Origin of the sequence: Streptomyces sp. NBC_00358, assembly GCF_036099295.1 — a bacterium.
In the GTDB taxonomy this organism is placed as follows: Bacteria; Actinomycetota; Actinomycetes; order Streptomycetales; family Streptomycetaceae; genus Streptomyces.
In genome coordinates this window covers 415,911-432,253 of sequence record NZ_CP107976.1, presented here as the reverse complement: position 1 = coordinate 432,253, position 16,343 = coordinate 415,911, and the positions used below count along the sequence as shown (strand labels likewise).

Genomic DNA, 16,343 nt, shown 5'->3' with positions numbered 1-16,343 from the left:
GGTGAGGGACGATTTCGGTGGCGAACGAAGACAAGCTCCGCTATTTCCTGAAGCGAGTCACCGCAGATCTCCAGGAGACCCGGCGGCGCCTTCGGGACTACGAGGACGCCGCCGGGGAGCCGGTGGCCATCATCGGGATGAGCTGCCGCTACCCGGGAGGGGTCGACTCGCCGGAGGACCTGTGGGAGTTGGTCGCAGGCGGCCGCGACGCCGTATCGGAGTTCCCCGCCGACCGCGGCTGGGACCTGGACGCGCTCTACGATCCGGACCCGGAGGCCCGCGGGACCAGCTACGCCCGTGAGGGCGCGTTCCTGCGCGACCTGGCGCGGTTCGACGCCGGTCTCTTCGGGATCTCGCCCCGCGAGGCGCTCGCCATGGACCCCCAGCAGCGGCTGCTGCTGGAGACGTCGTGGGAGCTCTTCGAGCGGGCCGGTATCGATGCCGCCTCGCTGGCGGGGAGCAGGACCGGTGTGTTCGCCGGCGTGATGAACCACGAGTTCCTCGCCGCCCTCCAGAACTCCCCGCAGGACCTTGAGGGTTACCTGGGGACGGGTACCTCGGGCAGCGTCGCCTCCGGCCGTGTGGCCTACACCTTCGGCCTCGAAGGCCCGGCTGTCACGGTCGACACGGCGTGCTCGTCCTCGCTGGTGGCGCTGCACCTGGCCGTCCAGTCGCTGCGCAACGGCGAGTGCTCGCTGGCCGTGGCGGGCGGTGTCACCGCGATGGTCGGCCCCGCCACCTTCGTCGGCTTCAGCCGCCAGCGCGGCCTGTCGCCCGACGGCCGTTGCAAGGCGTTCGCGGCCGGTGCCGACGGCACCGGCTGGGGCGAGGGCGCCGGCCTGCTGCTCGTGGAGCGACTCTCGGACGCCCGACGCAACGGACACGAGGTCCTCGCGGTCGTCCGGGGCTCCGCCGTCAACCAGGACGGCGCGTCCAACGGCCTGACCGCCCCCAACGGCCCCTCCCAGCAGCGCGTGATCCGCCAGGCCCTGGCCGCCGCCCGGCTGACCACCGCACAGGTCGACGCGGTGGAGGCGCACGGCACGGGCACCCGGCTCGGCGACCCGATCGAGGCGCAGGCGCTCCTCTCGACGTACGGGCAGGGCCGTCCCGACGACAAGCCGCTGTGGCTGGGCTCGATCAAGTCCAACATCGGTCACACCCAGGCCGCGGCCGGGGTGGCGGGCATCATCAAGATGGTCATGGCCATGCGCCACGGCGAACTGCCGCGCACGCTGCACGTCGACGCGCCGTCCCCGCACGTCGACTGGTCGGCGGGCGCCGTACGGCTGCTCACCGACCGCACACCCTGGCCGGCGTCGGACCAGCCGCGCCGGGCCGGCATCTCCTCCTTCGGGATCAGCGGCACCAACGCGCACACCATCATCGAGGAAGCCCCGTCGGCCGAAGCGTTCGTACAGGAAACCGAGGTCCCGGAAGAGCCGGAGGAAGGCGCGCGGAGCGCTGAGACCGTCGTCCCGGAGGCGGCGCGCCCGGCCGAGGGCGGACCGGTGCCATGGGTGATCTCCGGCAGGACCGAGGAGGCCCTGCGCGCGCAGGCCGAACGCCTGCTGTCCCGTACGGACGCCGAAGTCCCCCCGCTCGACGTCGCGTTCTCGCTCGCCACGACGCGCACGGCCCTGGAGCACCGCGCCGTGGTCCAGGGCGGGACGACGGCGGAACTCGCCGAGGGGCTGCGGGCCGTGGCCTCCGGCTCCCCGGCCCCGGGCGTCGCGCGCGGCCTCTCCGGCACCGGCGGGCGCGTCGGGTTCCTCTTCTCCGGCCAGGGATCGCAACACCTGGGCATGGGGCGCGAACTGTACGCGGCCTACCCGGCGTTCGCCGCCGCGTACGACGAGGTCCGCGCGCACCTCGGCACCGCGGTCGACGTCGACTCGGAAGAACTGCACCGTACCGGCGCCGCCCAGCCCGCACTTTTCGCGGTCGAGGTGGCGCTGTTCCGGCTCCTGGAATCGTGGGGGATCCGGGCGGACTACGTGGCCGGTCACTCCGTGGGCGAGATCGCCGCCGCACACGTGGCCGGGGTGCTGTCGCTCGACGCCGCCGCGAAGCTGGTGTCCGCCCGGGCTCGCCTCATGCAGGCGTTGCCCGCCGGCGGAGCGATGATCGCCGCCCAGGCCACCGAGGACGAAGTCCTTCCGCATCTCACCGACGGCGTCGGCATCGCCGCGATCAACGGTCCGCGGTCCGTCGTGGTGTCCGGGACCGAGGACGCCGTCACCGCGATCGCCGAGGCCTTCCGGCAGCAGGGCCGCAAGACCTCCCGGCTGAAGGTCAGCCACGCGTTCCACTCGCCTCTGATGGACCCCATGCTGGAGGAGTTCGCTCAGGCCGTCCGCGGGCTGGCCTTCGAGAAGCCGAACATTCCGGTGGTCTCCAACCTCACCGGCCGCCTCGCCGAGCCGTACACCCCGGAGTACTGGGTCCGGCACGTCCGCGAGGCGGTCCGTTTCGCCGACGGCGTGCGGACCCTGCACGACCTGGGCGTGACGACGTTCGTCGAGATCGGACCGGGGGGCGTGCTGAGTGCCCTGGCCCAAGGCTGCCTGGACGGCGACGTGGTCACCGTGCCCGCCCTGCGCGCCGACCGCCCCGAGCGGGCCGCACTCGTCGCCGCCGTCTCCGAACTGCACGCGCACGGTGTCTCCCCGGACTGGCACGCCTTCTTCCCCGGCGCCCGCCGCGTCGACCTGCCCACCTACGCCTTCCAGCGCGAGCGCTACTGGCTCGACGCCTCACCGGCCGCACCCGGTGACGTCCGCGCCGCCGGACTGGGCTCGGCCGACCACCCGCTGCTGGGCGCCGCCGTCTCCCTCGCCGGGGGCGACGAGCGGCTGCTGACCGGTCGGCTGTCCCTGCGCACGCACCCGTGGCTGAGCGACCACGCCGTGCTCGGAACCGTGCTGCTGCCGGGCACCGCGTTCGTCGAACTGGCGGTGCGCGCCGCCGACGAAGCCGGCTGCGACCTGCTGGAGGACCTCACCCTCGAAGCGCCGCTGGTGGTGCCCGAGCAGGGCGGCGTCGCGGTTCAGGTGTGGGTCGGCGTGGCCGACGGCACCGGCCGCAGGCCGCTGACCGTGCACTCGCGTCCCGAGGACGACACCGACCTGCCGTGGGTCCGCCACGCGACCGGCTTCATCACCGATGGGACCGAGGAGACGGGCGCCGCGGGTGCCGACCGGACGCTCACGGCGTGGCCGCCGACGGGTGCCGAGTCGGTCGACCTGGACGGTTTCTACGACCGGTTGGGCGCCCTCGGCCTGGCCTACGGACCGACGTTCCGTGGACTGCGGAGCGCCTGGCGCGCGGGCGAGGAGGTCTTCGCGGAGGTCTCCCTCCCCGACGGCACGGACACCGGTTCCTTCCTCCTGCACCCGGCTCTGCTGGACGCGGCGCTGCACGCGATCGGCGTGAGCGGTGCGGGCGGTGCGGGCGGCTCCTTCGTGACCGAGGCGCACGGGCCGCTTCTGCCGTTCGCCTGGTCCGGGGTGTCCGTGCGTGCCATGGGCGCGTCCACCGTACGGGTCAGGCTGGCCCCGGCCGGTACGAACGCGGTCTCCCTGCTGGTGGCCGACGCCACCGGCGCGCCGGTGGCGTCCGTCGAGTCGCTGACACTGCGCGCGGTGTCGGCCGGGCAGCTCCGCAGGCGCTCCGGTGACGCGTTGTTCACCGTCGAGCGGGCGCCGCTGACCCTGCCCTCCGACGACGCGGACGGGACGGCGGTCGTGTACGTCCCGGACATCGCCGCACTGGCCGATGCCGACGGGCCGTCGCAGCCGGACGTGGTCGTGGTCCCGTGCCCCGACGGTCCGGAAGGGGCGACCGGGGCCGAGCGGGTCCGTGCGGTCACCACCGACGTGCTGCGGCTGGTTCAGCGCTGGTTCGCCGAGGACCGGACACCGCGCCTCGTGCTGGTCGCGCGCTGCGACGACCTCGCGCACGCCGCGGCAGGCGGACTGGTGCGCTCGGCCCAGGCGGAGAACCCCGGCCGGATCGTGCTGCTCGAAACCGACCGCCCGGACGAGGCGGCCGCGTTCGTGCCCGGCGTCGTGCTGTCCGGCGAGCCCCACGTCGTCGTCCGCGAAGGGGAGGTCAGCGCACCGCGCCTAGCCCGCGCAGCCTCCCCGGCGATGGAGGACACGGCCACCGGCCCTGCGGACGAAGCGGCCTCCGCCCTCGCCGAGGGCCCTGCCTTCGGCCTCGGCACCGTGCTGCTCACCGGCGCCTCCGGCGCGCTGGGCAAAACCCTCGCCCGTCACCTGGTGACCGGACACGGCGTACGCCGGCTGCTGCTCGTCAGCCGCCGGGGCGCGGACGCCCCGGGCGCCACGGACCTGAAGGCCGAACTCGCGGCGCTCGGCGCCGAAGCGACGTGGGCCGCCTGCGACCTCGCCGACCGTGACGCCCTCGCCCGGCTGCTGGCCGCCGTCCCGGTCCACTCCGTCGTGCACACCGCCGGCGTGCTCGACGACGGCGTGATCGCCGCGCTGACCCCGGAGCGTGTGGGCGCCGTCCTCGCGCCCAAGGCCGACGCCGCACTCAACCTGGACGAGCTCACCGACGACAGCACGACGTTCGTGCTGTTCTCCTCCGCAGCGGGCGTCTTCGGCAACCCCGGCCAGGGCAACTACGCCGCGGCCAACGCCTTCCTCGACGCCTTCGCCCGGCGCCGCCACGCCCAGGGGCGGCCCACGGTCTCGCTGGCGTGGGGCCTGTGGGAGCAGGAGGGTGCCATGGCCGACGCCCTCGACGGGACGGGCAGGTCGCGGATGGCACGCTCCGGCGTCCTGCCGCTGTCCACCGAGGACGGCCTGCGGTTGTTCGACGCGGCGCTCGCCTCCGACGAGCCCGTGCTCGTCCCCGTCCGCCTCGACACCGCCGCCCTGCACAACCGGGGAGCAGAAAACGTACCGGCCCTGCTGCGCGGACTCGTCCGCCTCTCCATACGCGGCACGGCCCGGCGCGCCACCACCGGATCCCTGGCCGAACGCCTCGCCGGTCTGGCCGCCGACGAGCGCGACGAGGCCCTCCTGGAACTGGTCCGGGCCGAAGTCGCCGCCGTGCTCGGTCACTCCTCGCCCCGGGCCGTCCAGCCCGCGCACGCCTTCCAGGACCTGGGCTTCGACTCGCTGACGGCCGTGGAGCTGCGCAACCGGCTGTCCCCCGCCATCGGTCTGCGCCTGCCCGCCACCCTCGTCTTCGACCACCCCACCCCCGCCGCCCTCGCCCGGTACATCGGCACCGAACTCCTCGGCGAGGCCCCGGCCGCCCCGGCCGCGACCTCGGCGCGACAGGCTGCGGCCGTCGCCGACGAGCCGATCGCCATCGTCGGTATGAGCTGCCGCCTCCCGGGCGGGGTCCGCTCGCCGGAGGACCTGTGGCGGCTGGTGGCCTCCGGCCGGGACGGCATCTCCCGGTTCCCGGACAACCGCGGCTGGGACGTCGACGGGCTCTACGACCCCGACCCCGAGCGCCTCGGCAAGACCTACGCGCGCGACGGAGGCTTCCTGCACGAGGCGGGCGAGTTCGACGCCGGCTTCTTCGGCATCAGCCCGCGCGAGGCCCTGGCGACGGACCCGCAACAGCGGCTGCTGCTCGAGGCGTCCTGGGAGGCGTTCGAACGCGCCGGGATCGACCCGACGACGGTCCGGGGCAGCCGTACCGGCGTCTTCACAGGCCTGATGTACCACGACTACGGCCAAGGCCCGCGTGAACTGCCCGAGGGCGTCGAGGGCCTGCTCACCACCGGAGTCTCCGGGAGCGTCGCCTCCGGGCGCGTGTCCTACACGTTCGGTCTGGAGGGCCCCGCCGTCACGGTCGACACGGCGTGCTCGTCGTCGCTCGTGGCCCTGCATCTGGCCGTCCAGGCACTGCGGAGCGGTGAGTGCACGATGGCCCTGGCCGGCGGCGTCACGGTCATGGCCGGCCCGGCGGTCTTCGTGGAGTTCAGTCGGCAGCGCGGGTTGTCGCCCGACGGGCGGTGCAAGGCGTTCGGTGCTGGGGCGGACGGCACGGGCTGGGGTGAGGGCGTCGGGGTGCTGCTGGTGGAGCGGTTGTCCGACGCGGAGCGCAACGGTCATCGGGTGCTGGCTGTCGTGCGGGGGAGTGCGGTGAACCAGGACGGTGCGTCCAATGGTCTGACGGCTCCGAACGGTCCTGCGCAGCAGCGGGTGATCCGGCAGGCGCTGGCGTCCGCCGGGCTCACCACCGCCGACGTGGACGCCGTCGAGGCCCACGGCACGGGTACGAGGCTGGGTGACCCGATCGAGGCGCAGGCGCTGCTCGCCACGTACGGCCAGGGACGGGACGGCGACCGGCCTTTGTGGCTGGGCTCGTTGAAGTCCAACATCGGTCACACGCAGGCCGCCGCGGGTGTCGCCGGTGTGATCAAGATGGTCATGGCGATGCGCCACGGAGTGCTCCCGCGGACCCTGCACGTCGACGAACCCACACCGCACGTGGACTGGTCGGCCGGTGATGTGCGGCTGCTGACCGAGGCCGTCGACTGGCCCGAGTCGGACCGCCCGCGCCGCGCCGCGATCTCGTCCTTCGGCGTCAGCGGTACCAACGCCCACACCATCATCGAGCAGGTTCCGGCGGTCGAGGAACCGCCGTCGGCGACCGGCTCAGGCGCGGCAGTGCCGTGGGTGCTCTCCGGCAGGACCGAAGCAGCGCTGCGGGCGCAGGCCGCCCGCCTCGCGTCCTTCCTGGACGACAACGACAACAACCGTGACAACGGCGGTGACAGGGACGGCGAAGGCGAGGCGGCCCTGGCGGCGGACGTGGCCTACTCGCTGGCCACGACCAGGGCGGCCTTCGAACACCGTGCCGTGGTGGTCGGGCAGACTCTCCAGGAGCTCCGGCGGGGACTGGCCGGTGTCGTCGGCGGCACCACGCCACCCGGTGTGGTGACCGGGACCGCACGCACCGGCGGCAAGACCGTCTTCGTCTTCCCCGGGCAGGGGTCGCAGTGGGTGGGCATGGCCGCCGAACTGCTGGAGACCTCCTCGGTCTTCCGCGACCGGATCGACGCCTGCGAACGCGCCCTCGCGCCGCACGTGGACTGGTCGCTGGCCTCGGTGCTGCGCGGCACCTCCGAGGTCGAACAGGACCGGGTCGACGTGCTGCAGCCCGTGCTCTGGGCGATGACGGTCGCCCTCGCCGAGGTGTGGCGCTCCTTCGGAGTGACCCCCGACGCGGTCGTCGGGCACTCCCAGGGCGAGGTCTCCGCGGCGGTGATCGCCGGAGCGATCTCTCTGGAGGACGGAGCGCGCATCGTGGTGCGGCGCAGTCTCGCGGTCCGCGAACTCCAGGGACGCGGCGCCATGGCCTCGTTGACGCTTCCGGACGAGAAGGCACGGGAACTGGTCGTCCGGTGGACCGGCCGCCTCGGCATCGCCGCCGTGAACGGGCCCGCCACCGTCGTGGTCTCCGGGGACACCGACGCCCTCGACGAACTCCTCGCGCACTGCCGACAGGAGGGCATCCAGGCTCGCAAGGTCGCCGTCGACTACGCCGCACACTCGCCGCAGATCGAACACGTCGCAGCACAGGCGAGCGAGGGGTTCGCCGGCATCAGCCCGCTCCCCGGCTCCGTGCCCTTCTACTCCACGGTGACGGGCGGGAAGCTGACCGCGGACGAGCTCGGCTCCGGCTACTGGTACCGCAACATGCGGCAGACGGTACGGTTCCACGACGCGATCCGGTCCGCACTCGCCGACGGGCACGACGTGTTCGTCGAAGTCAGCCCGCACCCCGTCCAGTCGGCGGGCATCCAGGACACCATCGAGGCCGCGGACGCGGACGCCGCGGTCGTACCGACGCTGCGCCGCCGCGACGGCGGACGGAACCGGCTGATGCTCGCCCTGGCCCAGGCCCAGGTGCACGGTGTCGCCATCGACTGGGACGCCGTCCTGCCGGGTGCGCGCCGTGTCGACCTCCCGACCTACGCGTTCCAGCACGAGAGGTACTGGCTGGAGGCGGGCGCTCCGGCCGGTGACGTACGAGCGGCCGGACTGGACGCCACCGATCACCCGTTCCTCGGCGCGGCGGTGGAGCTGCCGGACGCCGGCGGCCACCTGCTGACCGGGCTGCTGTCCCTGCGGGCCCAGCCCTGGCTGGCCGACCACGTGGTGCTGGGCACGGTGCTGCTACCGGGCACGGCCTTCGTGGAACTGGCCGCCCACGCCGCGGCCGAGACCGGCTGCGACCAGGTCGAGGAACTCACCCTGCAGGCACCGCTGGTGTTGCCCGAGCACGGCGGCGTCGCTCTCCAGGTCCTCGTGGGAGCCCAGGACGACTCCGGTCGCCGCCCGCTGAGCGTGCACTCGCGAGCCGGGGACGGCCCCTGGACACGCAACGCCACCGGCGTCCTCACCACCGGCGCGACCCCCTCCGGGACCGACCTGAGCAACTGGCCCCCGGCCGATGCCCAGCCGGTGGACCTGGACGGCTTCTACGACCGCCTGGCGGACCTCGGCCTGAGCTACGGTCCGCTGTTCCAGGGGCTGCGTGCCGCGTGGCGCGGCCACGACGCGGTCTACGCCGAACTCGCCGTCACCGACGAGGCGCAGGCGGACGCGGACGCGTTCGGTGTGCACCCGGCCCTGCTCGACTCCGCGCTGCACGCGCTGGGCGCGGGCGGTCTCGTACCGGCCGCCGACGGGCCCCTGCTGCCCTTCGCATGGTCCCGCGTCACGCTGCACGGAACCGGAGCGGCGAGCCTGCGGGTACGGCTCTCCCCGGCCGGCGGGGACACGGTACGGCTGGAGGCCGCCGACGACACGGGCCGTCCCGTCATGTCGGTCGAGTCGCTGACGCTGCGCCCGGTGTCGGCCGAGCAACTGCGCACGAGCTCCCGGGACTCCCTGTTCGCCGTGGAGTGGGCACCGCTCGCCACCACGGCCGACGCACGAACACCGGTCGTACGGGCCTACGACGACATCGCCGCCCTCCTGGCCGCCCCCGCGGTGGAGACCGGGGAGCAGGCGGACACGGACGCCGTCGTCGTCCCCTGCCCCGGCGGGTCGGGTACCGATGCCGAGCGGGTCCGGAGCGTCCTCGCCGAAGTGCTCCGGCTGGTCCAGTGGTGGTCTGCCAAGGACCGGGCCGCCCGCCTGGTGCTGGTGACCCGGGGCGCGGTCGCCGCCGGGGACGAACCGGAAGCGGGCGACCCGGTGCAGGCGGCCGTGTGGGGCCTGGTCCGGTCGGCACAGTCGGAGAACCCGGACCGCGTCGTCCTCCTCGACACCGAAGAGAATGCCGACCTGGAGCGGGCAGTGACGACAGCCGTCCCCCGGCTCCTCGCCTCCGAGGAGCCGCAGGCGGCGCTCCGCGGCGACGCGCTCCTGCTGCCCCGGCTCGCCAGGGCCGCCGCCGACGCCCCGCGGGCCACCCCGGACTTCGGGACCGGCACCGTGCTCCTGACCGGCGCGTCCGGCGCCCTGGGCGGACTCGTCGCCCGGCACCTGGTCGCCGAGCACGGCGTGCGCAGCCTGCTGCTGATGAGCCGACGCGGCGCGGATGCCGAGGGTGCGGCGCAGCTCCGGGCGGAACTGACCGCCGCGGGTGCCGAAGTGCTCTGGGCCGCCTGCGACGTGGCCGACCGGAACGCCCTCGCCGAGGTGCTGTCCGGCACGCCGGTGACGGCCGTCGTCCACACGGCCGGCGTCCTCGACGACGGCGTGATCGGTTCGCTCACACCGGAGCGCCTGGACAAGGTGCTGCGCCCCAAGGCCGACGCGGTGCTGAACCTGCACGAACTGGCGGGCGACGTGTCGGCGTTCGTGGTCTTCTCCTCGCTCGCGGGTACGCTCGGCACCCCAGGCCAGGCCGGCTACGCCGCGGCCAACGCCTTCCTGGACGCCTTCGCCCGACGCCGCCGCGCCCAGGGGCTGCCCGCGGTGTCGCTGCCGTGGGGCCTGTGGCAGCGCACCGGCACCATGACCGAGTCCCTCGGCGCCGCCGACCGGACCCGGCTCGCCCGCGGCGGCGTGCTGCCGCTGTCCGACGAGGACGGCCTGGAACTCCTCGACGCCGCCCTCTCGCTGCGGGAACCCCTCGTGGTCGCGGCACGGCTGGACCTCGCCGCCCTGCGGAACGCGACCGCACCGGTGCCGCCGCTGCTCAGGGCGCTCGTCGGCGGCCGGCCGCGGCGCACGGACCGGGCGGCTCAAGTACCGCCGGCGCAACGGATCGCGGGCCTGCCCGAGAGCGAGCGCGAAGAGGCCGTCCTGCACCTCGTCCGCTCCGAGGTCGCCGCCGTCCTCGGCCACGGCTCGGCCAAGGCCGTCCAGCCCGACCAGGCCTTCGGCGACCTGGGCTTCGACTCGCTGACCGCCGTGGAGCTCCGCAACCGGATGAACAAGGCCACCGGCCTGCGGCTGCCCGCGACCCTGGTCTTCGACCACCCGACGCCCGCGGTACTCGCGCGGCGAGTGCTGAAGGACCTCCCCGGTGGTACGGCCGGGACGGCGCCCGTCCTCCACGAGCTCGACCGCCTCGCCGCCGCCCTGGACGGCGCCGGAACGGACGGCATCGACAACGTCACCCGAACCAGGATCAACATGCGTCTCCAGGCACTGCTCGCCCGCTGGAACGGGGACGAGCCCGCCGATCCGGGAGGCGCCGGCGGAGCCGAGGACGAAGACGACCTCAGCTCGGCGAGCGACGAAGAGCTGTACGAGCTCCTCGACGACGAACTCGGCATCTCCTGAACTGCGCAAGCCAAAAATAGGGGGCGGGCGACACCGATGATGAACGAGGACAAACTCCGGGACTACCTCAAGCGGGCCACCACCGACCTGCGCCAGGTCCGGCGGCGCGTGCGCGAGCTGGAGGCCCGCGACCAGGAGCCCATCGCCATCGTGGGCATGAGCTGCCGGTTCCCCGGCGACGTCGGTTCCCCCGAGGAGCTGTGGCGGCTGCTGGCCGACGGCGAAGACGCCATCTCGCCGTTTCCCGAGGACCGCGGCTGGGACGTCGACGCGCTCTACGACCCCGACCCCGAGCGGCCCGGCAAGGTCTACACCCGGCGGGGCGGCTTCCTGCACGACGCGGCTGATTTCGACGCCGAGTTCTTCGGGATCTCGCCGCGCGAGGCGCTGGCCATGGACCCGCAGCAGCGGCTGCTGCTGGAGACCGCCTGGGAGGCCTTCGAACACGCGGGCATCGACCCCGCCGGCCTCAAGGGCAGCCGCACCGGCGTCTTCGCCGGCCTGATGTACCACGACTACGGCTTCACGCCCGGCGTCCTCCCCGAGGGGGTCGAGGGGCTGATGAGCACCGGCAACTCCGGCAGCGTCGCCTCCGGACGCATTGCCTACACCTTCGGGTTCGAGGGCCCTGCGGTCACCGTCGACACCGCCTGCTCGTCCTCGCTCGTCGCCCTGCACCTCGCCGTGCAGGCGCTGCGGGGCGGCGAGTGCTCCATGGCGCTTGCCGGCGGCGTGACGGTCATGGCGGGCCCGAGCGCCTTCATCGAGTTCAGCCGCCAGCGTGGGCTCGCCCCCGACGGCCGGTGCAAGTCCTTTGCGGCGGCGGCGGACGGCGCGTCCTGGTCCGAAGGCGCCGGCCTGCTGCTCGTTGAGCGGCTGCGGGACGCCCGCCGGCTCGGCCACAGGGTGCTCGCCGTCGTCCGGAGCAGCGCCGTCAACCAGGACGGCGCGTCCAACGGCCTGACCGCGCCGAACGGCCCCTCGCAGCAGCGCGTGATCCTCGAAGCGCTGGCCGGAGCCCGGCTGTCCGCCGAGGAGGTCGACGCCGTCGAAGCACACGGCACGGGCACGAACCTCGGCGACCCGATCGAGGCGCAGGCACTGCTGGCGACCTATGGACAAGAGCGCGAACGACCGCTCCTGCTCGGCTCGTTGAAGTCCAACATCGGTCACACGCAGGCGGCGGCGGGCGTCGCCGGCGTGATGAAGATGGTGCTGGCGATGCAGCACGGCGTGCTGCCGAAGACGCTCCACGTGGACCGGCCGACCCCGCAGGTCGACTGGTCGGCCGGCTCGGTCGAGCTGCTGACCGAGGCGATCGCGTGGCCGGAGACCGACCACCCTCGTCGGGCCGGGATCTCGTCGTTCGGGATCAGCGGCACCAACGCGCACATCATCCTTGAGCAGGCGCCCGAACCGGAGGCGGAGGACCCGGCCGACGACAGGACCGACGACAGGACCGACGGCGAAGACGAGGGCGAACGCGAAGACGAGGGCGTGGCCGAGGAACGGCTGCGGGCCCGGACCACGGTGGTGCCGTGGGTACTCTCCGCGAAGACCGGGGAGGCGCTGCGGGAGCAGGCACAGCGACTGCTGTCGTCCGTGGACCTCGCGGCCGTGTCCCCGGCCGACGTGGGGTTCTCGCTGGCGGCCACCCGCTCGGCGCTGGAGCACCGGGCGGCGGTCGTCGGAGCCGACGGGGAAGAGCTGTGCGCGGGGCTGACCGCCCTCGCGGCGGGCGAGCCCGCGGCACAGGTGGTGACGGGGCACGCCGGTGCCGACCGGGGCAAGTGCGGGTTCCTGTTCTCGGGCCAGGGTTCGCAGCGGATCGGCATGGGGCGTGAGCTGTACGAGGCGTACCCGGTGTTCGCGGCGGCGTACGACGAGGTGTGCGCGCTCCTGGACATGCCGGTCGATGTCGACTCGGAGGAGTTGAATCGGACGGGTTCGGCACAGCCCGCGTTGTTCGCCGTCGAGGTAGCCCTGTTCCGGTTGCTGGAGTCGTGGGGCATCCGGCCGGATTATGTGGCGGGTCATTCGGTGGGTGAGATCGCGGCTGCTCATGTGGCGGGTGTGTTGTCGCTGGCGGATGCGGCGAGGTTGGTGTCGGCGCGTGCCGCGTTGATGCAGGCCCTGCCCGCGGGTGGCGCCATGGTGGCGGTGCAGGCGACCGAGGATGAGGTGCTGCCGTATGTGACCGACGAGGTCGGGATTGCGGCGGTCAACGGGCCTCAGTCCGTCGTGGTCTCCGGAGCCGAGGACGCGGTTACGGCGATTGCCGAGGTCTTCCGGCAGCAGGGTCGTAGGACGTCCCGCCTGAAGGTCAGTCACGCGTTCCATTCGCCGTTGATGGATCCGATGCTGGAGGAGTTCGCGGAGGTCGTTCGCGGTCTGGCCTTCGAGGAGCCGCGGATTCCGGTGGTCTCCAACCTCACCGGTCGGCTGGCCGAGGCGTACACGCCCGAGTACTGGGTGCGGCACGTCCGTGAGGCGGTGCGCTTCGCGGACGGTGTGCGGACCTTGCACGAGATGGGTGTGACCTCGTTCGTGGAGATCGGCCCCGGCGGCGTGCTGAGCGCCCTCACGCAGAGCTGCCTCGACGACGCGGACGTCGTCACCGTTCCCGCCCTGCACACCGACCGCCCCGAACCCCAGGCGCTCACTCTCGCCCTCGGGCAGTTGCACGCACACGGTGTCTCCCCGGACTGGCAGGCGCTCTTCCCCGGCGCCCGGCGCGTCGACCTGCCCACGTACGCCTTCCAGCGCGAGCGCTACTGGCTCGAAGGCACGGTCGCGCTCGACGTGTCCTCGGCGGGTCTGGACTCCTCCGGCCACGCCCTGCTCGGCGCGATGGTGGAGACCGCCGGGGCGCCGGACGTGCTGTTCACCGGCCGGCTGTCCCCGGCCGACATGCCCTGGATGGCGGAACACACGGTCGGCGGCGTGCCGGTGCTCCCGGTCGCCGCGTTCGTGGAGCTCGCCCTGTCCGCGGGACGGCAGACCGGGTTCCCGCACCTGGAACAGCTCGACGTGGGCGCCCCGCTGGTTCTGGCCGAACAGGGCGCCGTCCGCGTCCAGGTGCAGGTCGGTGCGGGCGACGACCCCGACCGGCGCTCGGTGCGCGTCTTCAGCCGGGCCACTGCGGGTGGTGCCGGCGAGCCGTGGGTGTGCCACGTCACCGCAGAGCTCACCCGGAACGATCCGGCGCCGGAGTTCGACACGATGATGTGGCCGCCGACGGGTGCCGAACCCGTGGACGTCGAGGGCCGTCCGGGCCTGCGCGCCGCCTGGCGCGCGGGGGACGAGCTGTACGCCGAGGCCGTACTGACTGTCGCGGAGCGGGACCGGGCGGACCGCTACGTCCTGCACCCCGTACTGCTGGACAGCGCACTCGGCATGCTGGCGTCGAGCCGCGCCGAAGACTCCGGCAAGGTGCTCATGCCCCACGCCTGGAGCGGCATGTCCGTGCACGCTCCGGGGCCCGGGGCCGTACGCATACGCATCCGGCCCGTCGCCGACGACGCGGTGGCGATCGAACTGTCCGACGCCGACGGCTCTCCCGTCGCCTCGGTCGCGTCCCTCCGGACACGGTCGATGTCCCCACAGCAGGTGCTGGCCTCGCGCGTGGCGCACCAGGACCGGATGTTCGAGGTCGACTGGGTCGAGCACACCGAGGCTTTGGCCCCCGCACCCGCCACCGCTCCCGAAGCCGCGTGGGCGGTCCTGGGCAACGAGGGTTCCCACTCCGACTTCGACGGGCTCCGCAGGGCGGTCGACGGCGGCGCGGCCTTGCCTGCCCATGTCCTCCTGACCTGCGCCCCGAGCGAGGGTGATGCCGCCGCCGCGACGCGCGGGCTGCTGGCCGATGTGTTGTCGGCCGTCCAGGAGTGGGTCGCCGACGAGCGGTTCTCCGACGCGCGGCTCGTGGTGATGACGCGCGGAGCCGTCGAGCTGGACGGCACGGCTCTGGACCTCGCGCACGTCGCGGTCTCCGGTCTGGTGAAGTCGGCCCAGTCCGAGCACCCGGACCGGCTCCTGCTCGTCGACGCGGACGACTCGGTCACGAACGGCGGCATGGTCTCGAACGGCGGCCTCACCCCGGCGCTGGCCGCGGCCCTTGCCGCTCTGGACGAACCGCAGGCCGCGGTGCGCGACGGAAAGCTGTACGTGCCGCGCCTCGCCCGGATCACCCCGCCCGAGGAGCCCACCGCTCACGCGTGGGACCCCGAGGGGACCGTGCTGCTCACCGGGGCGACCGGTGGCCTCGGACGGTCGCTCGCCCGGCACCTCGTCGCCGAACGCGGCGCACGGAGGCTGCTGCTGACCAGCCGACGGGGCCCCGCGGCCGAAGGCATCGGCGAACTCGTCGCCGCGCTCTCCGAACTGGGCGCGCACGTCGACGTGGCCGCCTGCGACATCGCGGACCGGGACGCCCTCGCGGAACTGCTGGCCTCTGTCCCGGCTGAGCACCCGCTCGTGGCCGTGGTGCACGCGGCGGCGGCCCTGGACGACGGCGTGGTCACCGCCCTGACGCCGGGGCGCCTGGACACCGTACTGCGGCCGAAAGCCGACGGGGCGCTGCACCTGCACGAGCTGACGCGGGACCTGGACCTCTCCGCGTTCGTGCTCTTCTCCTCCCTGGCCGGAGTCCTGGGCAGCGCCGGCGCGGCGGGTTACGCCGCCGCGAACGCCTTCCTCGACGGGCTGGCGCGGCAGCGCCGGGCCGCGGGCCTGCCCGGCACCTCGCTGGCCTGGGGCCTGTGGACGGACAACGGCGGCATGGGCGACCGGATCACCGACGCCGACCGCAACCGGATCGGGCGGGCCGGGGTCGTGCCCTTCACTCCGGCGGAGGGGCTGGCCCTGTTCGACGCCGCTCTCACCGTGGACCGGCCGGTGATCGTGCCGGTCCGGCTGGACCTTCCAGGACTGCGCGCCATGGCCCGCGCCGACATGCTGCCCGCCGTCCTCCGCGGCCTCGTCGGCGACACCGGCGCCGCGGCCGACGAGACCGCGGCCGCACGGACCCCCGCCCTGGCCCGCCGCCTCGCCGGGATACCGGAGGCCGACCAGGAGAAGGTACTGCTGGACCTGGTGCGCCGGCAGGCGGCAGCCGCCCTCGGCCACGCCACCGCTGCCCGCATCGAGCCCACCACGGCCTTCCGGGACATCGGCTTCGACTCCCTGACCGCCGTGGAGCTGCGCAACCGGCTCAAGGCCGCGACCGGGCTCCGGCTCAAGCCCACCCTGGTCTTCGATCACCCCAACCCCGTCGCGATCGCCCGGCTCCTCCACAAGTCCCTGGTGCTCGACCTCACCGCCGAGGCCCCGCCCGTGCTCGGCGAACTGGACCGGTTGGAGGCGCGGCTCGCCGCGCTCGACCCACAGGACGCGGTGCGGGACAAGGTCACCGCCCGGCTCAAGGCGCTGCTCTGGAAGTGGACCGACACCCACCAGGACGCCGCGGCGAACACCGCCGACGCCGGCCCCGACCCCGGCCGCGACTTCGACCCCGACCGGATCGACGCCGTCACCGACGACGAGATGTTCGACCTGATCGACCAAGAGCTCGGGTCCCACTGACTCATCTCACGCACTGCTACCGAG

Annotated in this window: 2 protein-coding genes; both read left to right on the top strand. The window is 73.7% G+C overall.

Annotation, left to right across the window (positions count from 1 at the left end):
- Window positions 1-17 precede the first annotated feature (17 nt).
- Window positions 18-10,736: a type I polyketide synthase gene (locus OHT01_RS01765; protein ID WP_328551293.1), complete on the top strand. Its 10,719-nt coding sequence runs from the start codon at window positions 18-20 to the stop codon at window positions 10,734-10,736.
- A 36-nt stretch (window positions 10,737-10,772) separates the two neighbouring features.
- A complete protein-coding gene (locus OHT01_RS01760) occupies window positions 10,773-16,319 on the top strand; it encodes an SDR family NAD(P)-dependent oxidoreductase (RefSeq protein ID WP_443043349.1) in 5,547 nt (1,848 codons plus the stop codon).
- Window positions 16,320-16,343 lie beyond the last annotated feature (24 nt).

Bases quoted from the DNA above. Each gene is read 5' to 3' on its own strand.
- OHT01_RS01760 (WP_443043349.1), top strand. From the start codon at position 10,773: ATGATGAACGAGGACAAACTCCGGGACTACCTCAAGCGGGCCACCACC.